The following is a 20,903-nucleotide window of genomic DNA, read 5'->3' as shown; positions in this document are numbered from 1 at the left end:
CGGTGATGCGGTAAACGCACTACTCAGTGAAGTCCCGCATCCATATCGCCCAGCGCCATTATCGGCAGATAGTACCCCTGCACCGCCCAGATCTTGCTGGCCGCCAGCTTTTCCAGCTGTATCTCACACTGCACGCCTTCGACAATCACCCGGTTGGTGTACTGGCGGATATTGGCAATCAGAATGTTGAAGAAGGGCTTGCTGACGTTATCCAGATAAAACTGGCGATCCAGCTTCACCGCCTCAAACATCTTTGACTGCAACGCATTGAGGTTGGCATCACCGGCGCCCAGGTCGTCCAGCCACAGGATGTTGAGCTGATCGGTCAGCGCCCGCAGCATCGGGTTGTTCGGCCCGTCATGCAGGTTGGGGAAATCCTCGGACAGCTTCAGCCGCACAAACGGCAGATGCCCGAGAATGCGCTGGATAAAGGCAGACTCCACCACTGCCCGTGCCAGCTGAAAATTGATCGTCAGGCAGCACAACAGGCCATGCTGCCGGAAGTAGTCCGCATACTGTTCAATCGTCAGCAGCTGATTCAGCAACCGGGTTTCCGGTTCCTGATCTGCTGAAGCGTTGTTCCGGGCAGGCTGCTGTTCAATCTGAGTGAGATCCAGCGCAATGAGCTCACCGGTAAGGGTATGGATCGGGACGCAAATGTAATTATTTATCATGCTGTCGTGCCAGTGTTCGGGCGTCCTGCCAGTGGTAAAAATCGTCGTACAAATAAACTTTAGACGTTCACTCTGTAACATGAGAATCAATACGACGATTTTTATGTATATCGGCAGGACCGGCGACAGCTTTATGCATTAACCCCGGTCAGAGGCAACTTTATAATCCGGATCGTCCAGTTCATGGCTGCAGAACGGGCCAGCCTGCTTTAACAGACTGATGCAGTCTTCGCTAAGATGGCGTAAACGCACGCTTTTTCCGGCAGTAATATAACGGGCCGTCAATTTATCAATGGCCTCAACGCCGCTGGAGTCCATCACCCGGGTGCGGGCAAAATCGATCACCACCTCCTGCGGATCTTTTTCCGGATGGAACAGCTCATGGAAGCTGGCGACCGAACCGAAAAACAGCGGCCCTTCCAGCTGATAAGTTTTCTGCTCTGCGCTCTCCTCCTGCGAGAGGATAGTCATGCGCGCGTGCTGCCAGGCAAAAACCAGCGCCGAGATAATCACGCCGAAGATCACCGCCATCGCCAGGTCGGTGTAAATCGTGACCACCGTCACCGCGATCATGATCACCGCATCAGGTTTCGGCATGCGCTTCAGGCGGCTTAAGGAACTCCATTCGAAAGTGTTTATGCACACCACGAACATAATGCCCGCCAGCGCCGCCACCGGCAGCAGGGCAATGTATTTCGACAGGCTCACCACAAACAGGATCAGCAGGATTGCGCCCACCAGATTGGAGATGCGCCCGCGACCGCCGGAGGTGAAGTTAATAATCGACTGACCGATCATCGCGCACCCGGCAAAGCTGCCGAAGAAGCCACAGATAGTGTTGCCAATGCCCTGCGCCACGCACTCTTTGTTACCGTCGCCTTTTTTACTGCCCATTTCGTCGAGAACGGCCAGCGTTAACAGCGACTCTATCAGCCCGACCAGCGCGATAATCACTGCATAAGGCAGCACAACCTTCAACGTGGCCCAGCTTAGCGGTGCCTCAGGCAGGTGGAAGAACGGCAGCGTGCCGGAGATATCCGCCAGATCCCCTACCCGTTTGGTGTCCAGCCCAAAGCCGATGGCAATGGCACTGATGGCTATCAGCGCAGCCAGCGAGCCGGGGATCACTTTGGTGAATTTCGGGAACAACCAGACAATCAGCATCGCCAGCGCCACCAGCCCGTACATCACCGGCCCCTGATTCTTAATCATCGGGATCTGCGCCAGCGCGATAACAATCGCCAGGCCGTTAACGAAGCCGTAAATCGCCGGTTGCGGCACCAGGCGGATAAATTTCCCCAGACGGAACAGGCCAATCGCCAGCTGGATCAGCCCGGCAAAGATGGTCGCCAGCAGCACATACTGATAGCCGTGGGTCTGGATCAGGCTGACCAACACCACCACGATGGAGCCAGCGGCCCCGGAGATCATGCCGGGCTTGCCGCCGAACAGCGCGGTGACCAGCCCAAGGATAAAAGCGGTATGCAGACCGATGGTCGGCGACAGCCCGGCCAGCAGCGAGAAAGCGGTGGCTTCCGGAATTAAAGCCACAGAGACAACAGCGCCCGCCAGGACGTCATTCTTCACGTCGGCAGCTCTGAGGTTGCTCAGATTGAACATGCTAATTTTCCATAATAATAATGCAGGGACTGCGCCGCCGGTGGATGGGCACAGAAAGGCTCGCCAGAAGGACGAGAAATGCAACAGGCGTTGCCGGGAGAGGGAAACTCAGGGTGGCGTAGGCAGCGAGCGATGCATCTGCGGGGGTCTCCGTCAGTTGTCAAGTTGTGTCAGTATCAGGGAATGTGAGCAAGATCTCAACCCTCTCCCGCCAGTGCTGGCTGGAAAACAGCGCCATCCCGACGATAATTACGTGTATAATGCGCGGAAACTTGCAGTGATAACACTCTCAGACACATCAGCGGATTGCACAATCCACTGATTATCAAGCGATTAAGGTGATTCAAACATGGGATTCAAATGCGGTATTGTGGGCCTGCCAAACGTCGGGAAATCCACCCTGTTCAATGCGTTAACCAAAGCGGGCATCGAAGCAGCAAACTTCCCGTTCTGTACCATTGAGCCGAATACCGGCGTGGTGCCAATGCCTGATTCCCGTCTCGACAAGCTGGCGGAAATCGTGAAGCCACAGCGCATCCTCCCGACCACCATGGAGTTCGTGGATATTGCCGGTCTGGTGAAAGGCGCTTCCAAAGGTGAAGGTCTGGGCAACCAGTTCCTGACCAACATCCGTGAAACCGAAGCTATCGGCCACGTGGTGCGCTGCTTCGAGAATGACAACATCATCCACGTAAACAACAAAGTGGACCCGGCTGATGATATCGAAGTGATCAACACCGAGCTGGCGCTGTCCGACCTGGATACCTGCGAACGTGCATTGCAGCGCGTGCAGAAGCGCGCTAAAGGCGGCGATAAAGACGCGAAAGCCGAACAGGCCGCGCTGGAAAAATGCCTGCCGCACCTGGAAAATGCCGGGATGCTGCGCTCGCTGGGCCTGAGCGAAGAAGACAAAGCGGCAATCCGCTACCTGAGCTTCCTGACGCTGAAGCCAACCATGTATATCGCCAACGTTAACGAAGACGGTTTTGAAAATAACCCGTACCTGGATCAGGTTCGTGCGATTGCCGAAAAAGAAGGTTCTGTAGTGGTGCCGGTGTGTGCCGCAGTGGAATCCGATATCGCCGAGCTGGAAGACGCTGACCGCGAAGAGTTTATGGCCGAGCTGGGCATCGAAGAGCCAGGTCTGAACCGCGTGATCCGCGCCGGTTACTCCCTGCTGAACCTGCAGACCTACTTCACCGCTGGCGTAAAAGAAGTGCGTGCCTGGACCATCCCTGTTGGCGCCACCGCCCCACAGGCAGCCGGTAAAATCCATACCGACTTCGAGAAGGGCTTTATCCGCGCCCAGACCATCGGCTATGAAGACTACATCACCTACAAAGGTGAGCAAGGCGCGAAAGAAGCCGGCAAGATGCGTTCAGAAGGTAAGGACTATGTCGTTAAAGATGGCGATGTGATGAACTTTTTGTTTAACGTCTGATTAAAGTTTGTTGTCTCATGAGGATTCAGCAAGCCTAATGAAGGCTGAAAAACACTCAAAATCCACGCAGTTGCGTGGATTTTGGGTCAGGGTCAGAATTTTTGTTCCTTGCGCTGCTATTTTCAGAACCTTTTTACGACAACGAGAATTTAGCCTGAAAATCAGTATCACCCAACCGTAACTCAAGCCTCGTGATAAGTTGCGTTAATTCGTTCAGATCGGTGCTATCCAGCACCGGCCCGGGTTGACGCACACTCGCACTGCTTATTACCCCACGCCGCCGCAGCGTTTCTTTACGCAGTGCGAGTCCAATGCCGAACTGAAACTCGTGGCGCAATAACGGCAGATAAATATCAAACAAATCCTCTGCTGCTTCTGGCTTACCGGCCTGAAACAGCGCGCAAACCTGCACCAGCATTTCCGGATATGCGAAACCGGTCATCGCCCCATCTGCGCCACGGCGCATTTCCTGAGGTAAAAACAGCCCGCCGTTGCCGGCCAGAATACTTATGCGTCGCAGACCACGCTTGCTGCTTTGTTCGCGTACCTGAGTGAGTTTGCGCAATCCGGGTAAATCTTCATGTTTAAGCATCACCAGTTGCGGTAACGCCTCAATCAGACGCAAAATCACCGCGACCGACGTATGCACTCCGGTGGACTGAGGGAAATCCTGCAAACAGATCGGCACATCGCTGCCGAGCCATTGCGCCAGCGTAAGGTAATACTGGCTTATCTGATCGTCAGTTTTAAGATTAGGGGTTGGCGCCAGCATGACGCCTGCGGCACCTGCTTCCATCGCGCTGAGACTTAAGCGTTGCACATGCTGGTGGGATGCATGGCTCACGCCAACCACCACCGGTACGCGCCCATTGACCCTCGCCAGCACCCGACGCATAAAAAGCAGTGACTCCTCATCAGTCAGTTTGGATGCCTCGCCCATCATACCGAGGATGGTGATGCCGCTGACCCCTTGCTGCAGATAAAAGTCAGTCAGCGTGTCTGCACTGTTCAGATCCAGCTCACCACTGTCGGTGAAAGGCGTTGCGGAAATAATATAGACGCCACTCGCCTTTTCACTGAGTTTGTTATTCATCTTCACCTCGTTGCGTGCGCGATGCGCGGATTATTAAGGGAAAGCGATGGCATCCCGTGAATGAAACCCCCAGTCGATCACCTGTCCGGGCGTTCGCTCAACCGACGGAATATCAGGTGGTGCATAGGCGATAATGGTTTGCCCCAGTGAAGCGATAAACAGTTTCCAGTGCATACCACAGAATGTCGCCATCTGAATTTCACCGCGGTGTCGCTGAGACATTGGCTGGCCACTGCTGCCGAGCAGCAGATGTTCAGGACGAATGCCCAGCATCGCCGCCCCCTCCTGCCGGATAAAATTACATTCACCGAGGAACCCGGCGACAAATGGCGAACCCGGCTGGCGGTAAAGGTGTTCCGGCGCGCCGGATTCAACGATGTTGCCGTTCTCCATAATGACAATGGTGTCGGACAAATTCATCGCTTCTTCCTGATCGTGGGTCACGAACACCACCGTCAGCCCCAGATCCTGATGCAGCTGTTTAATCTGCAGCTGGATGGTCTGACGCAGATTTTTGTCCAGCGCCCCCAGCGGTTCATCCATCAGTAGGATATCCGGATTGAAGACCAGCGCCCTGGCCAGTGCAGTACGCTGTTGCTGCCCGCCGGATAATTCTCCCGGCAGACGCTTGCGGTACTCTTTCAGGCTGACCAGCTCAAGTGCTTCAGAAACTTTTCGTTCGATATCCACTTCAGCCAGGCGACGCATACGCAGCGAAAACGCGACATTTTCAAATACCGACATATGAGGGAACAGCGCATAGTTCTGGAAAACCATGCCGATATTGCGATCGGCAATGGGCATGCGGCTGACATCTTTGCCAGCGATACACACCCTGCCCTGATCCGGCGTTTCAAACCCGGCGATAATCTTTAGTAAGGTCGTTTTGCCTGAACCAGAGGCACCGAGCAAAGTGCAAAACTCACCGCGCTTCACCGACAGGTTGACGTCAGGCAGCGCGATAACGTCACCGTAGACTTTGCGGATACCCGTCAGGCTTACATCTTTACCTTGTTGCTGTTTCATGCTTTTCTCCATGACGACCAGACAGACTCCAGGCAAGCAGGATCAGCGCGGTTGCACCAATCAACACGCAGGATGCGGAAATGACCGTCGGATCAAAATCAAACGACAACCCTTCATACATCAGCTTTGGCAACGTGCGATTACGCAGTGTGGTCAGGAACAGCGCCATCACCACATCATCAAACGAGGTAATAAAAGCAAACACCGCTCCACCAATCATGCCAGGCAACAGCGCCGGTAACATCACGCGCCTGAACATCTGCGGCCAGCTTGCACCGAGGCTAAGCGCGGCCAGTTCCAGACTGGGATCAAAACGTTGCAGAGCAGCACGCATTGTGATGTAGGTAAAGGGTGTTGCCAGTACGGTATGGCCGATAATCAGCGCCACCGAATTATTGATCAGTGCAAGCGGACCGCAGAGGTAGTAGAGCGCCACGGCGGTAATAATCGCAGGGACGGACATCGGAATGATAAACAGGACTTCCAGCCACCCTTTGCGGTTTGAACGCATTTTATAGACGCCCAGCGCCGCGGAGGCTCCCAGAATCAACGACAACAGGGTAACAACAACGCCGACTTTCACGCTCTGCCCCAGCGCGGCCATCCATTTTGAATCGGTGAAGAAGTTGTCATACCAGCGCAGTCCATAGTGTGGTGGAGGGAAGGTCGGGAAGTTACCGGTGCCAAAACTGATTGGGATAACCACCAGTATTGGCAGTATCAAAAACAGCGCGCACACCACACCAGCCATTGCGCTAAGACGTCCGCCGCTGGTTCGCCGTGCACCCGCTCGCTGGTTACCCTTCCCGCTGTGGCTACCCATCAGTTTGTCCAGACCAAATAAACGGTTGAACACCCACAGCGCCAGCAGCGTAGTTATCAGCAGCACCCCGGCCAATGCTGCGGCAATGCCCCAGTTCAGCTCATCGCTGATATTGTGCGAGATCAGCTCGGCAATCATCCGCTGCGCCGGTCCCCCCATCAGTGAAGGCGTGATGTAATAGCCGATCGCGTTCATAAAAACGATGATCGCCCCCGCCGCCACACCCGGTCGGGTCAACGGCAGGATTATCCTGGTGAAAATGCCAATCGCGTCCGCCCCCAGACTCTGGGCGGCCTGGACCAGCGAGTTATCCAGTGCGCGAAAGGAAGCGTAAAGCGGCAACACCACAAACGGCATCAGCACATGGGTCATGCCGATTAATACGCCAGTAAAGTTATACAAAAAGGCGATCGGCTGATCGATAACCCGGGTGGTGACCAGCAGGGTATTCAGGGGACCATTTTGCTGTAACAGCGCAATCCACGCCGAGGTGCGCACCAGTGCGCTGGACCAGAAAGGCAGCAGCACAGCGAAAAACAGCACTTTTGACAGTGCAGGCCGGACGGAGGCCATTAAATAAGCCAGTGGATAGCTCATAATGATACAACAACCGGTCACCACCGCTGCGATGACAAACGTATTCTGCAACACGATGCGGTAGATCGGCACTTCCCACAGATGCAGATAATTATCTGCTGACAGCGCCCCCTTACTGTAAAAGCCCTGTTTAAGCAGCTCAATAATTGGCCAGATAAAAAACAGCGCCAGAAAAACCAGTAGTGGCACAGCCAGCAGCGTCAGACGGGAAAAGCGGCTTGTCCCCTTTTCACTCGCCGTGGCGCTTAACGAGATTGTTGACATAGCTCCTCCCTGCGCGCCTGAAATAGATTTCTCACATCGTCTCTCCGGCCTGGGATCATGCCTGGCTGATGAATAACTTGCGCGGATACTGGGTTAATCGCTCGTAGCCATCGCCAGTAATGGTGATGGTTTCGGACATGCCATAACCCCGCGCCAGCACATAGGTATGAAAAGTCATGCCAGGCGTAAAGTGCCACGTGCAACCCGGTGCCGCCTCCAGCGGTTCGCCGCCACTGGGTGCCAGCAGCAGCCCAACCGAATAGAAGGTTTTATTGGTATAGGTTTCACGTAACCCTGCCGCCAGCACCCCTTCGCGATAAATGGCATCCGGCACGCTACCCGCAACGCCCGGTCGCACCTCTGCCAGCGCGGCATCCTGAATGGCAATCAGCTGCTCCACCACTCGCTGGTCCTCATCACTCGCGTGCCCGACGCGAATCGGCCTCATAAAACGGGCATGGTAATGTCGTACGTTTGGCGTGGTTTCAATTTGCACGATGTCACCGTGTGCCAGCACGCGATCGCTGTAGCCGCCATGAAGATGGTAAGCCCGCTCTCCTGATGACATCACACCCGGGCCAGGCAGATCGCTGCCAGCGCGGATCATCGCGCTACAGATTTCAGCCGCCATTTCACGTTCGCTAACGCCGGTGCATGCTGAAGCTATCGCCGCAGACATGCCAGCCTCCGCCGCAACTGCTGCCCGGCGCTGATAAGCAATCTCTGCCGGAGATTTTATAAAGCGCATTTGCGTCACCAGCTGGCTTTCATCAAGCATCAGGGCTTCAGGCAATCCGGCCTTAATGCCGTTAAAGCGCGCCACTGATAGTGGCCACGCACCCATTTCTACTGCCAGTCGGGGAGAATTACCGAGTCGCGAGCGGATTGCCTGCACGGCGATAGTGGTTTTATCGTCACTGTCGCTCCACATCACGCGATCGTTATACAGACAGGTACTGTCGAGATAGTATTCCTCCACATCCCGGCAGATCACTGTCGGGTCGCCGTTTGCCGGGATAATGGCAAACTGAAAAGAGGAGTAAGCACGGGTGAAAAACCCCGTAAGCCACGTCACGCTTTCCGGCATAAACGCCAGCAAAGCGTCATACCCTTTTTCGACCAGTTGTTGCTGCACCTGCTCCAGGCGCTGCTCATACTCTGCTTTTTCAAACCAGTAGTTGGTTTCCACCCTCTTCAATCCCCCTTTAACAGATTGCTGCCACGCAGCGCGATCATTGCTGCATGGCGGTGTTATAGGCTTCACCGGCCGCCAGCGAGTGATCCGCCCACCAGTTGATATTCATAAACAGGGCATTGGATAAACGTTCAGGGGTGGAAGGCAGCCGCGACTGCCGCGTTTTATCGATCAGCGGGATTGATTTCGGGGTGACCGGACCGTAAGCCACATACTGACTGAACCGGGCCTGAACGTCGGGACGGATAATGTAGTTAAGGAACTTAACCGCCTGCGCTTTATTGGGTGCACCCTTAACAATCATGAAATACCCCACCTGCGCCACCGACTGGTCCCAGGACATCGCAATGGGCAGACCGCTGTCGATCCCTGACTGGAAGCGACCGTTCCAGCCCAGCGCCATCACAACTTCGCCACTGGCCAGGGCCTGAACGGGCTGGGCACCTGATGACCACCACATCGCCACATCAGGTTTAATCTGACGGATCTTGTCCAGCGCACGCTTCATGCCGGCGGGGGTATCAAGAGTTTTATAGACATCTGCGGGGGCAACGCCGTCGGCGAGCAGTGCAGCTTCCAGCACCGTATCGGGTTTGTCCGGTAATGTACGTTTACCCGGGAATTTTTTTACATCCCAGAAATCTGCGAACGTTTTCGGCCCGCCATTGGGAAAGGCTTTGGTTGAATACCCGATGACAGTGGAGAAGATTTCAGACGGAACACCGTAATCATTGCGCGCCTCGGGCAGGACATTCTCTTCATTAACCATATCAGGGGTGATTTTCTCAAAAAGACCGCTTTTCGCTCCCTGCATCAGGCTGGCCCCGCCTGCGGTCACCACGTCCCACTCCACTTTATGGATATCCACCATGGCCTTAATACGCGCAATAACCGGGTTGGTATCTTCGGTAATTTCGATACCGCTCTCTTTGGTAAAGGGTTTCATCCACGCCTCGCGGATACCGTCCTGATAAGCGCCTCCCCAGCTGGCAAAGGTCATTTCATCAGCAGCAGTGGCGCGCAACGGCTGCGCCAGCGAGAAAACCACCGAAAAGGCAACTAACAAACCTGGCACTGTTACAGGCAATTTTGTCATTACATCTTTCCCTTATTGGTTGATAAAAACCGGTACCGTCACCGGTGAGCGATCCGCTCCGGACGCTAAATGTTTATCTGGAAATAAATGTCACAAAGCGGGTAAGCATCGATTTGGCGGCAAGGGCTTCGTCGGCTGTGGCGATCAGCTCTTCAATATCAGCCCCATCGCGTTCCATGATGGCACGGTTTTGTTCAAACCAGAGCGGCGCCTGTTCAAGCGTAATCTCAGGATGCCCCTGGATACCCCAAATCGGCCGATCGTTATACCGCCAGATCTGGTTAGGACACTGGTCGCTGGCGGCCAGAATAGTCATATCAGGATGGGTGGCACGCACTTCATCGTTATGCCAGACAAACATATACACCTGAGGGAAAATGCCGGAGGCGATGCTGTCCTCAGCGGCTGCGGGCGTTGCCTGCAGCCATTTATTCCCGATCTCGCAAGTGTCGCGTCGAAAGACCTGGTCCCTGCCACATAATGCTGAGGCGAGGATCTGGCTGCCAAAACAGATACCTAACATCGGGATGCCCAGCGCAGCGGCCTGAACAATGAGCTGATGTTCGCGATGGATAAAAGGAATGTCTTCATAGGCACCGTGCGGGCTGCCGGAGAGAAAAATCCCATCATAGCTGTGCAGATCGTCAGGAAATTCGTTCTGCCATGCCCAGTAGTAATCTACCTCTAATCCCCACGTTTTGAATCGTTCGTCCAGCCGGGCAATCGTCTGTTTCGATTTGCCATTATGGAGATAAAGCAGGCGTTTCTGACCCATTGATTCCACTCCCCCTGACAGGTTTAACAGACCACTGTAAGCGGCCAGGATTTATCGAAAACTGCTGGCAGTGAACGACTGAAAAATGCCGTAACGTGCTCCCTCAATATGTCTAACCATCGCCTGCGCCGCCCGTTCGCCATCTCCCGCCTCGATGGCGTCAAGAATGGCCAGGTGTTCGTCACGTCCGCTCTCAAAGCGCATCGGCACCATTTCCTTGCCAAACATCCTTGTGCGGGTACGCAATTCACCAATCAGCCGCTGGGATAACTTATTGCCGCTGGTTTCAGCGATACTGAGATGCAAAAAGTCGTCGACTTCCCAATGGCTGCTGGCACTCACCTGGTCGGAAGTTGTCATTGCCATCAGCCGCTGGCGGATGTCTGCCAGCTTAGCCGCCGACATTTTGCCAGCGGCATTGCGGGCCGCGTCGGCTTCCAGCAAAATGCGCACGGCCATAATTTCAAGAATCTCACTCAACTCCACGCCATTCACCAACAGCGTCCTGCCCGAGCGCCGCAGATAACCACTGCCTTCCAGACGACCGAGCGCTTCGCGAACGGGAGTCCGAGACAGACCCAGTTGCTCAGCCAGGCGACGTTCATTGACGACTTCACCATTCCTGAAAGCACCGGTCTGGATCATATGGAGCACGGAGTCATACGCATTTTGCGAGAGTGGCTGATCGCCGGATGGGGCTAATTTCATCAATTTATACACCGCCCTGAGAATGCACACTTTTTAGCCTGTGCCTTTGTTGTATTCGATGTGTATACCAATTGTCTACCACACAACCTTGCAGCGAACTGCTTTAAAAATAAGTTATTTGCATCTTATGGTTTTGAAATAAGCGAAGCTTATTTTAGAGCGGCGTCAGAATGGAAACTTTTTTGCTGGTGGATTTTCGGCCTGCTTCAGGTGCTAAGGGATATAAAGGGGGAAACGGGAAAAAATCTGGAGTGCGCAGGTCTCAGACAGAAGCCAGACTTTATGATCTGATGGAGGCTTTTGAAATAAATAATTCGTATAGATAAAAAATCAAAAAAATATGAGTTGAGAAACGCAGAAAGCGTCAAAAGAACTCGTTGAAACCCGCAACTCTGCGGAACGCCAGTTTTTGTAACCGGGCCTGAACAAGTCTGAAGCGGAGATGTGGCTAATATCCGGACGGGTATGTGAAATAAAAAATCCACGCTTCGGCGTGGATTTTTTTGCAAATGATCTGACGTCTGGCGAAACTATTTAGCCAGCAGTTCTCTGCGAACGATTTCTGCACCTGCGCTTAAAGCGCTTAACTTACCGTTTGCCACACGACGTGCCAGAGGCGTCATGCCGCAGTTGGTAGAAGGATAAAGCTTATCCGCATCAACAAACTGAAGTGCTTTCCGCAGGGTATCGGCGACTTCCTCTGGGGTTTCAATGGTATTGGTTGCCACATCAATGGCCCCTACCATCACTTTCTTGCCCCGGATCAGTTCAATCAGATCCATTGGCACACGGGAGTTCTGACATTCCAGCGAGATGATATCGATACTGGATTTCTGCAGCTTGGGGAAGATTTCTTCATACTGCCGCCATTCTGACCCCAAAGTCTTTTTCCAGTCTGTGTTGGCTTTGATGCCATAGCCATAGCAAATATGCACAGCAGTTTCACATTTCAGCCCTTCAATGGCTCTTTCTAAAGCGGCAATTCCCCAGTCATTCACTTCATCAAAGAATACGTTGAACGCAGGTTCATCGAACTGGATGATATCAACGCCCGCAGCCTCTAATTCTTTGGCTTCTTCATTCAGAATTTTGGCAAATTCCCAGGCCAGTTTTTCACGGCTTTTATAGTGGCTGTCGTAGAGCGTATCGATCATTGTCATGGGACCAGGCAGCGCCCATTTAATGGGTTGATCGGTTTGCTGACGCAGGAATTTTGCGTCTTCAACAAAAACGGGCTTCTGGCGACTCACCGCACCCACAACTGTCGGCACACTCGCATCATAGCGGTTACGAATTCTGACGGTTTCACGCTTCTCAAAGTCCACTCCGCTCAGGTGCTCGATAAACGTGGTGACAAAATGTTGGCGCGTTTGCTCGCCATCACTGACGATATCAATACCTGCCTGGAGCTGATCCTGCAGGCACAAACGCAGCGCATCCTGTTTGCCATCGATCAGTTCCTGATCCTGCAATTTCCAGGGTGACCAGAGCGTCTCTGGCTGCGCAAGCCAGGAAGGTTTAGGCAGGCTGCCCGCCGTCGAAGTGGGTAATAAAATTTTCATTGCAGGTGACCTTTTTATATTGAGTTAATCAAAGAACGTAATTAGCAGACCATTGCTCAAGAATGGCTCTGTAAGGTTTGATGAAGTTCTCTTCCGTAAACCTGCCCTGCTCAACAGCTAAATGGCTGCGTTCTTCACGATCGTAAACAATTTCAGTTAATGAATAATCCTGCTGGTTCAGGCTTGGCTGATAGGTTTTGCCAGCCACAGAGTTAGCATTATAAATTTCAGGACGGTAAATTCTCTGGAAAGTCTCCATCGTGCTGATGGTGCTGATAAGCTCAAGATCGGTATAATCTTTGATTAAATCACCAGAGAAATAGAATGCTAAAGGCGCAACTGCACCGGCTGGCATAAAATAGCGTGCCTGTAAGCCCATTTTATTGAAATAGTGATCGGTCATGGACAATTCATCCTGCTGATATTCTATGCCCAGCACAGGATGTCGATAGCCAGTCTGATGATAGGTATTTTTACTTGAAACGCTCAGGCAGATAACAGGTTGTTTTTTAAAGTTATCTCTGTAAGCATCTGAATTAACGAAATATTTGAACAGATTACCGTGCAGTTCGCCAAAATTATCTGGCGTGCTGAATCCGGCTTTGTTTTTGTTATGCTCTAACAGCACTACGCTAAAGTCATAATCACGCACGTAGGATGAGAAATTATTCCCTACGATGCCTTCAATGCGTTCATTGGTTTTTTTATCAACAATATTCGTTTTCAGGATCTCAATCACCGGGAAAGTTTTACCCTTACCTTCAACATCCATCTCAACGGAAATGATTTCAAGCTCAACAGAATAACGATCCCCGTTGGGATTATCAGTATGAGCCAGAGAATTGAAACGATTGTCGATCATCGTCAAAGCGTTGCGCAAATTCTGCTGGCGTTTGTCGCCTCTGGCCAGATTAGCGAAGTTGGTGGTGATGCGGGTATTTTCGGAGGGGTTATAATTTTCATCAAAAGCAAGGTTTTTAATGGTGAATGCAAATTCTTTATTCATCGCGATGAGGTATCCTGATTTCTGAGATAAAACCTGAATTTATTTATGCTCTTTCAGCTTTAAATTTTATTGTCAGGTTTTAACTTTGGTATTCGTCATATTGTCTATGGTAGTCAGTACTTTATGCCTGAGTCATTGAGTGAAAAAAAGTGATTTAATTTCAATGAACATGAGAGAAATTCATGATCTGGAGCAGGTCAGAGCCGGTACTGTTGCATAAGCCCCTTTATCAGCAGCAGAAAACATTATGCGTAGATAACCCATCACTCCCCTGCCCGGATCGTCTGCACCCACTGCTGAAAAAGCGCCTGCCTGCCCCGCCAGAGATCCTCGGCCTTCTCCACCGACACGGTTTCAAAGCTGAGTTTATCACCGGGCTTAAACTGCCCCATGCGGGCATGATCGGCGCGGATGATGGTAGCGATTTTGGGGTAGCCGCCGGTGGTCTGACGGTCGTTCATCGCCACGATAGGCTGGCCATTACCCGGGATCTGTATGCTGCCACGCGCAATGGCGTCAGAAACGATATTAAACCCATTTATATGGGGTATCGGCGGCCCGCTAAGCCGGTAACCCATGCGGTCGCACTGATTGGACAATGTCCAGCTATTGGTGGTGAAAGCACGCTTTGCCTCACGGGAGAAGTAATCATCCTGCGGCCCCCAGACTACCCGGACCGGGCGTCTCTCCTGCTGTGGCAAAATGCGCTGTGTCAGCTGGTTAATGGCCGGTGGCTTGCGGCTGCTGAGCAGTGGCAGGCTATCACCTTTAATGAGCTGTCGTCCGGCAAATCCACCCAGCCCGGCACGCATCAGAGTGGAAACGCTGCCCATCACCGGCTCGGCGCGGAATCCCCCGGCAACCGCCAGATACCCACGCGCGCCGCTGAGCACCCGCGGTATCGATAAAATATCACCCGGCAGCAACGTGAAGCACTGATAGCCTGCCTGCGGCTCACCGTTCAGGTTGATTGCCAGATGGCCGGTCAGCGCCACCCAGACAGGAGCATCACCCACCAGGCGCAGCGATGGCCCGGTCAGGGTAAGCTCCAGCACGCCGGTATCGGCCGGATTATCCACCAGCGCATTTGCAATGGCGGCGCTGAACTCATCCATCGCTCCGGCAGGCGGTACGCCCTGATCTTCAAAACCAAACCGTCCCAGATCCTGCAATGTGGTGAACAGGCCGGGCGATAACACCTCAAATCTCTGCATCTTGCCAGCTCCATTCCGGAACGTAATCAACCTGCTGAGCCAGTGACTGATACTCGTCTGCGCTGACCGGATAAAAACTCACCGCGTCCCCACTCTGCAACAGCACCGCCGGGTTGCGATCGGGCGCAAAACTTCTGAAAGGTGTTTTGCCAATAAGATGCCAGCCGCTCGGTGCCTCGACGGAACCCACAGCGGTTTGCATCCCACCGATGCTGATGCTGCCAGCCGGCACTTTCAGCCGTGGCGAATCCCTTCTCGGCGTATGCAAAGATTCATCAAGGCCACCCAGATAGGTAAAGCCCGGCATAAAGCCGATCATATACACCCGGTAGAGGCTTTTCACATGCCGCTCAATCACTTCCAGCGATGACAGCTGATGCTGTCCGGCCAGCGTTTCCAGATCAATTCCATATGACCCGCCGTAACAAACGGGGATGTGCCAGGCGCGAAACGGCGGTGATTTACGGCGGGGCTGAGTGAGCAAATCCTGCAGATAGCCAGTGACTTCGTGCTGACGGATGCGTAAAGAATCATAATTAACCAGCAGCGAACGATAGGTCGGAATGGCTTTGGTGATCCCCACCAGCGGCTGCTGATTAATCAGGATTGCCAGGTCCGTCACGTGTTTATTGATTTGGGGATCGATATATTCCCCAAAATCGATCAGGACCGCCTGATCGGCAACCGGGACTATTTTCCAGGTAAGACTATTTGGAATGCCTTTCACCCATCAACCTGCCAGAAGTTAAAACGATTATCGGTAAAAATACATTTGGCATACCATTGGTATGGTGTCAACGGGCGGTCTCCGCCCCCGGAACCTCAGTCATAGCCTCTTTTTATGACCCCTTAATCAGGACTTTGTGGAGCGGGAATGAAATTAGATCTGAATTGCGATATGGGCGAAAGTTACGGTGCCTGGACCCTGGGCCGCGATGGTGAAATGCTGGAGATTATCACCTCTGCCAACATCGCCTGTGGCTTTCACGCTGGCGATCCTGAGGTGATGTCCTCCACGCTGGCTGATGCGGCGAAAAACAAAGTGCACGTAGGGGCTCACCCCAGTTTTTATGATATTTATGGCTTTGGCCGTCGCCCTATTCTGGGAGACAGCCCGGCACAAATTGAGCGCCAGGTTATTTACCAGATTGGTGCTCTGCAGGCGCTGGCCCATACCCAGGGGCAGAAATTATCGCACGTGAAAACCCATGGTTCGCTGGGTAATATGGCCGCCGAAAACAGTGAGCTGGCGATGGCTGTCGCGCAGGCCATTTATAAAGTGGATAAAGATTTAATTATGGTGGTCATGCCAGGCATGGAAACCGAGCGTGCGGCATTAAAACTGGGCCTGCCGCTGGCCCGTGAAATTTATGTTGATCGCGCCTATGCCGACAACGGCAACCTGCTCTCCCGCAAACTTCCCGGCGCGGTACTGCATGATGCTGAGCATGCCAGCGAGCGGATGCTGACCATGCTGGACGCGCAGGCCATTATCACCGCCAGCGGCAAAAAAATCCCCGTGACTATCGATACGGTTTGCGTCCACGGTGACACGCCCGGCGCGGTAGAAATGGCTCAGCAGTTACGGCAGAGGCTTGAATCTCAGGGCGTTATTTTTGCGCCGATGAGCGAAGTGCTGGCCCGGCGCTAATCCTGTTTAACGCCGACGCCGCTCCCATACTTCGGGGTTCACCAATGACGCAGGGAGTTGCCCGTCGGTCACGCGAATAATCCCGTCCACCGCCGCCGTTGCCATATTAATCAGCGCCTGCTCCGTAGAGGCAGCAGTGTGCGGCGTGACAATCAGATTAGGTGCGGAAAGTAATGGATCGTCAGCCGGTAAAGGTTCCTGCTGAAAAACGTCCAGCGCCGCACCGGCGATTTTATTATTTTTCAGCGCAGACAATAACGCCGCTTCATCAATTAAACCGCCCCTGCTGGTATTAATCAGAAAAGCATGTTCAGGCATCAGAGAAAGCGTCTCAGCATTTATCAGCTGCCGTGTCTCAGGCGTGGATGGAATATGCAGTGACACGGCATCGCATTTCGAGAGTAGCGCAGAAAAACTCTCCGCTTTAGTAAATCCGGCCTGCTCAATTTCATTCGCTGGCTGGCGGCTGTGGATCATCACATTCATTCCCAACGCCTTTGCCAGTGCTGCGGTAGTTTTTCCGATCGCGCCGAAACCCACAATCCCCAGAGTCGTGCCAAATATCTCGCACAGTCCCCCTTCATATTTAAACTTCTGATATCTGTTTTCCCTGACCGCGCTGTCGCTGGCAACAAGTTTTTTATTTAAGGCAAATAATAAGGCAATGGCATGCTCCGCAACAGAGCGCGTATTCATTTCCGGCGTATTCAGAATCACGATACCCTGTTGTGTGGCCGAACCAATATCAATGCCATCTGTGCCAACACCGTGCACGGCAATCACTTTAAGGTGCGGTAATTGCTCCATCATTGAGCAACTGAAATTACCACTACGAAAAATAACGGCTTCGACTTCAGGACTTAACTCCGCTGAAGGCAGAGCGGGCTGCAGTAATGGTACGAATCCACCCTCTTCTAACCTGTTGATTCCTTTTAAATGTATTGGCTGTGGTATCCAGCAAAATTTTTGCACCGTGAAACCCTCGAGTTTGGAATACTTTTGGCATTCTCTTTGCTTTTTACTCAAGTGCCAAGAGAAAACTTTTGGCGTTAACTACCTTGAGCGATGACCACAGATGATCAAAGAGCAAACCTCAGAGCACGAGTTATTACTCCTTAAAGCCAGCCGTGGCATTGCGCTGCCGTTATATCAGGGACAGGAAATCATTATTGAAAACAGCGCCGGAAGTCAGGTTGTGGATACATGGGCAGTCAACCGTGACAACCCGCTGGAATATTCCGCCATGGAGCATACCCGCTCGCTGAACAGCAACATTTTCTTTGAACAGGGAATGCAGGCTTTTAGCAGTTTACGTCGCCCGATGTTTACTCTGAGCCGTGATGAAACCCCAGGCCGCCACGATACTTTGCTGTGTCCCTGCTCTGAAGAACTTTATCAGCAGCTTGGCGTGAAGGAATATCATCGCAGCTGTAGCGATAATTTTCATGAAGCACTGAACGAGGTCGGTATTGAGCTCTCATTCACGCCTGCATCGCTGAATCTTTTTATGAACGTTCCTTTCAAAACCTCCGGAGAACTGGATCGCGCACCGCCGGTATCCAAAGCCTTCGATCGGATAACGCTGACCGCCGAAATGAATATCTGGCTGGTCCTCTCAGCCTGCCCGCAGGATATTACACCGATCAACGGAGCCAGCAGAACACCGCAGGATATCGCTCTGTATATTAAAAAAGGGAGCACTGATAATCATGAATGAAATAAAACCCCTGCTTAGCATCAGAGAACTGAATAAAAGCTACGGCGACCTGCACGTGCTGAAAAATATCGCGCTGGAGGTGATGCCTGGCGAAGTGGTGGCGATTATTGGTGCCAGCGGATCGGGCAAAAGCACCTTTTTACGCTGCCTGAACGTGATGGAAATGCCGCAAAGCTGCTTTATGGACTTTGGCGACTTCTGCTTTGATTTTCGCGAGGGTGCCAGAGCGCAACCCGACGCCGTACAGTTGCAACAGCTGCGCACGCAAATAGGCATGGTGTTTCAGAGCTATCACCTGTGGCCACACATGACCGTACTGGAGAACGTCATAGAGGCTCCGATGCGGGTCAAAAAAATGTCGCGCAAGGTGGCGATTGCCGAAGCGGACGAGCTGCTGACGCGGGTGGGCATGCTGGCTAAACGCGACAGCTACCCGGCGAAGCTTTCCGGTGGACAGCAGCAGCGCGTAGCCATCGCGCGGGCGCTGGCGATGAAGCCAAAACTAATGCTGTTTGACGAGGCAACGTCCGCGTTAGATCCCGAGCTGGTGGGTGAAGTGCTGTCTTTGATCGCCACCCTCGCCAACGACGGCATGACCATGCTGCTGGTGACGCATGAAATCGCCTTTGCCCGTGAAGTGTCCAACCGGGTGCTGTTCTTCGATCAGGGCGTGATTGCAGAAGATGGCCCGCCACAGGACGTGCTGGCGAAACCGAAAAGCCCGCGGCTGCAGCAGTTTTTACGCCGCATCCTGCATGAAGATATCACCGCCAGCCGGGAGAGTGCCCAATGAACCAGATTTTGCAGGATATTCAGGTTTACGGCATGGGCTTTCTTGAAGCCGCCTTTACCGTGCTGTGCATCACCGTATTGACCATTGTGCTGAGCTGGATTTTCGGGTTGCTGGCCGCGCTGGGCAAACAATCCAGTGTCAGATTTTTCCGCGCTGTTTCCCGCTTCTATATCTGGTTTATTCGCGGTACCCCGGCGCTGATCCAGGTGTTTATTGTCTATTTCGGCATCCCGCAGTTTGGCATCCACTTTTCGCCGTTTTTCGCCGGAGTGATTGCGCTGGCACTGAACAGCGGCGCTTACGTGGCCGAAATCATTCGTTCCGGTTTAAACGCCATCCCGCGCAGCCAGATGGAGTCTGCTTCCGCGCTGGGGATGTCCCGTGCTGAGGTGATGAGACGCATTATTTTACCGCAGGTGTTCCGGATTATTCTGCCGCCACTGACCAATGAAGCGATTTCAGCGCTGAAAAATACCTCGCTGCTGTCAACCATTACGGTGATTGATATCACGCTGTATGCGCAGACCATTATTTCGGCCACCTTCCGGCCCTTTGAGTTTTACATCGCGGCATCGGTGATTTATTTGCTGCTGACCACCATTCTGACCGAGCTGGCCGCCCGCCTTGAGCGCAGCCATCAAAAATACAGCTAATTCGGGAATCACTATGACTTCACCACTTTCAGATTCACTTGTCACCCCACGCTTCTGCGGCCTGCCAACCTTTATGCGCTTGCCGCTGGTGACCGATTTAACCGGGCTGGATGCGGCCATCGTCGGCATACCTTCGGACTCCGGCGCGCCCTATCGCAGCGGTGCCCGCTTTGCGCCGAATGCCGTGCGTTCAATGTCAGTAATGCTGCGGCCGATTAATCCCTCGCGCAATAACATCAACGTGTTTGAAACGCTGAAGATTGCCGACGTCGGCGACTCTCCGGTGGTTCCGGGGTATGAAATTGAATCGCTGCAGATGATTGAAGAGACTATTCATCATATTGCCGCTGCCGGTGTGGTGCCCTTTGCCATCGGCGGTGACCATTCCGTGACGCTAGCCGAGTTAAGAGCGCTGGCAAAGATCCACGGCCCGCTGGCGCTGGTGCAGTTTGACTCGCACAGCGACACCTGGGACAAATACTTCGCCGATCAGCGCTACAGCGCCGGAACGCCATTCCGCAGAGCGGTGGAGGAGAATATTGTCGATCCGCACCACTCGATTCAGATTGGCCTGCGCGGTTCGCTGTTCCGCACCACCGATATCACTCAGTCACCCGATCTGGGATACAAAGTTCTGACCACCGACGAGCTGTTCCAGCAGGGCATCAGTGAGGTTGCGAAGCAGATTGCTGAGCACACCAAAGGACGCCCGACTTTTATTACTTTCGATATGGACTTTGTCGATCCGGCATTTGCACCCGCCGTTGAAACACCGGAAGCAGGAGGCCCGAGTTCCCGTGAAGCACTGCAGTTATTACGTGAATTAAAAAATATCAATCTGGTTGGCTGCGATGTGACAGAAATCAGCCCGGCCTACGACGGTCCGGGACAGATTACGTCACTTCTTGGCGCAACCGTAATGCTCGAATTGCTGGCTTTACTTGCCAGCTATCGCACCAACACTGGGGTTTAACGACACACTACCTAGCAGGAGT

The 20,903-nt window shown here is 53.1% G+C and carries 20 protein-coding genes; 6 read left to right on the top strand and 14 right to left on the bottom strand.

What is annotated here, in order from left to right:
- Positions 1-23 precede the first annotated feature (23 nt).
- Positions 24-674 (bottom strand): EAL domain-containing protein, encoded by a 651-nt coding sequence (locus GSQ70_RS12545; RefSeq protein WP_158782853.1) that lies wholly within the window; start codon positions 672-674, stop codon positions 24-26.
- Between the two features lie 138 nt (positions 675-812).
- Complete coding sequence (locus tag GSQ70_RS12540) at positions 813-2,294, bottom strand: SulP family inorganic anion transporter (protein ID WP_158782852.1); 1,482 nt, start codon at positions 2,292-2,294, stop codon at positions 813-815.
- A 349-nt stretch (positions 2,295-2,643) separates the two neighbouring features.
- Between GSQ70_RS12540 and ychF the strand changes: the two genes are divergently transcribed.
- Positions 2,644-3,735: a redox-regulated ATPase YchF gene (ychF, locus tag GSQ70_RS12535; RefSeq protein WP_158782851.1), complete on the top strand. Its 1,092-nt coding sequence runs from the start codon at positions 2,644-2,646 to the stop codon at positions 3,733-3,735.
- Positions 3,736-3,868: 133 nt separating this feature from the next.
- Here the strand turns inward: ychF and GSQ70_RS12530 are convergent, their stop codons facing one another.
- From GSQ70_RS12530 to pxpB, 11 genes are all read right to left on the bottom strand, one after another.
- Complete coding sequence (locus GSQ70_RS12530) at positions 3,869-4,828, bottom strand: dihydrodipicolinate synthase family protein (protein WP_158782850.1); 960 nt, start codon at positions 4,826-4,828, stop codon at positions 3,869-3,871.
- 33 nt (positions 4,829-4,861) lie between these two features.
- Positions 4,862-5,854, bottom strand: a complete 993-nt coding sequence (locus tag GSQ70_RS12525) for an ABC transporter ATP-binding protein (RefSeq protein WP_158782849.1) — start codon at positions 5,852-5,854, stop codon at positions 4,862-4,864.
- Positions 5,835-7,538, bottom strand: a complete 1,704-nt coding sequence (locus GSQ70_RS12520; RefSeq protein WP_158782848.1) for an ABC transporter permease subunit — start codon at positions 7,536-7,538, stop codon at positions 5,835-5,837. Before GSQ70_RS12520 ends, GSQ70_RS12525 begins: the two co-directional genes overlap by 20 nt.
- 55 nt (positions 7,539-7,593) lie before the next feature.
- A complete protein-coding gene (locus GSQ70_RS12515; RefSeq protein WP_158782847.1) occupies positions 7,594-8,727 on the bottom strand; it encodes a Xaa-Pro peptidase family protein in 1,134 nt (377 codons plus the stop codon).
- A gap of 43 nt (positions 8,728-8,770) precedes the next feature.
- A complete protein-coding gene (locus tag GSQ70_RS12510) occupies positions 8,771-9,829 on the bottom strand; it encodes an ABC transporter substrate-binding protein (protein WP_233268300.1) in 1,059 nt (352 codons plus the stop codon).
- Positions 9,830-9,902: 73 nt separating this feature from the next.
- A complete protein-coding gene (locus GSQ70_RS12505; protein WP_158782846.1) occupies positions 9,903-10,604 on the bottom strand; it encodes a type 1 glutamine amidotransferase in 702 nt (233 codons plus the stop codon).
- Positions 10,605-10,655: 51 nt separating this feature from the next.
- Entirely contained in the window at positions 10,656-11,312 is a 657-nt protein-coding gene (locus GSQ70_RS12500; RefSeq protein ID WP_233268298.1) for a GntR family transcriptional regulator, read from the bottom strand.
- Between the two features lie 530 nt (positions 11,313-11,842).
- Positions 11,843-12,874: a methionine synthase gene (locus tag GSQ70_RS12495; protein WP_158782844.1), complete on the bottom strand. Its 1,032-nt coding sequence runs from the start codon at positions 12,872-12,874 to the stop codon at positions 11,843-11,845.
- Positions 12,875-12,902: 28 nt separating this feature from the next.
- Positions 12,903-13,880: a DUF1852 domain-containing protein gene (locus tag GSQ70_RS12490; RefSeq protein ID WP_158782843.1), complete on the bottom strand. Its 978-nt coding sequence runs from the start codon at positions 13,878-13,880 to the stop codon at positions 12,903-12,905.
- 263 nt (positions 13,881-14,143) lie between these two features.
- The gene (locus GSQ70_RS12485) at positions 14,144-15,094 is read right to left on the bottom strand and encodes a biotin-dependent carboxyltransferase family protein (RefSeq protein ID WP_158782842.1); all 951 of its coding nucleotides are present in this window, start codon (positions 15,092-15,094) and stop codon (positions 14,144-14,146) included.
- Positions 15,081-15,821 (bottom strand): 5-oxoprolinase subunit PxpB, encoded by a 741-nt coding sequence (pxpB, locus tag GSQ70_RS12480; protein WP_233268296.1) that lies wholly within the window; start codon positions 15,819-15,821, stop codon positions 15,081-15,083. Before pxpB ends, GSQ70_RS12485 begins: the two co-directional genes overlap by 14 nt.
- 147 nt (positions 15,822-15,968) lie before the next feature.
- Between pxpB and GSQ70_RS12475 the strand changes: the two genes are divergently transcribed.
- A complete protein-coding gene (locus GSQ70_RS12475; RefSeq protein WP_158782841.1) occupies positions 15,969-16,745 on the top strand; it encodes a LamB/YcsF family protein in 777 nt (258 codons plus the stop codon).
- A gap of 6 nt (positions 16,746-16,751) precedes the next feature.
- On the opposite strand, the gene GSQ70_RS12470 is transcribed toward GSQ70_RS12475, so the two are convergent.
- Positions 16,752-17,771, bottom strand: a complete 1,020-nt coding sequence (locus GSQ70_RS12470; RefSeq protein ID WP_233268294.1) for a hydroxyacid dehydrogenase — start codon at positions 17,769-17,771, stop codon at positions 16,752-16,754.
- Positions 17,772-17,820: 49 nt separating this feature from the next.
- On the opposite strand from GSQ70_RS12470, the gene GSQ70_RS12465 reads away from it, so the two are divergent.
- Genes GSQ70_RS12465 through speB form a run of 4 tightly spaced genes read left to right on the top strand, consistent with a single transcriptional unit; the run spans position 17,821 to position 20,881 of the window.
- Entirely contained in the window at positions 17,821-18,462 is a 642-nt protein-coding gene (locus GSQ70_RS12465) for a DUF1989 domain-containing protein (RefSeq protein WP_158782840.1), read from the top strand.
- A complete protein-coding gene (locus tag GSQ70_RS12460; RefSeq protein WP_158782839.1) occupies positions 18,455-19,255 on the top strand; it encodes an amino acid ABC transporter ATP-binding protein in 801 nt (266 codons plus the stop codon). The genes GSQ70_RS12465 and GSQ70_RS12460 overlap by 8 nt, the downstream gene beginning before the upstream one ends.
- Complete coding sequence (locus GSQ70_RS12455; RefSeq protein WP_158782838.1) at positions 19,252-19,908, top strand: amino acid ABC transporter permease; 657 nt, start codon at positions 19,252-19,254, stop codon at positions 19,906-19,908. Before GSQ70_RS12460 ends, GSQ70_RS12455 begins: the two co-directional genes overlap by 4 nt.
- Positions 19,909-19,921: 13 nt before the next feature.
- Positions 19,922-20,881, top strand: a complete 960-nt coding sequence (speB, locus tag GSQ70_RS12450; protein WP_158782837.1) for an agmatinase — start codon at positions 19,922-19,924, stop codon at positions 20,879-20,881.
- Positions 20,882-20,903: the final 22 nt, after the last annotated feature.

Source organism: Pantoea sp. BAV 3049, assembly GCF_009765445.1.
Classification (GTDB): Bacteria; Pseudomonadota; Gammaproteobacteria; order Enterobacterales; family Enterobacteriaceae; genus Erwinia.
This window is presented reverse-complemented; position numbering and strand designations above follow the sequence as displayed.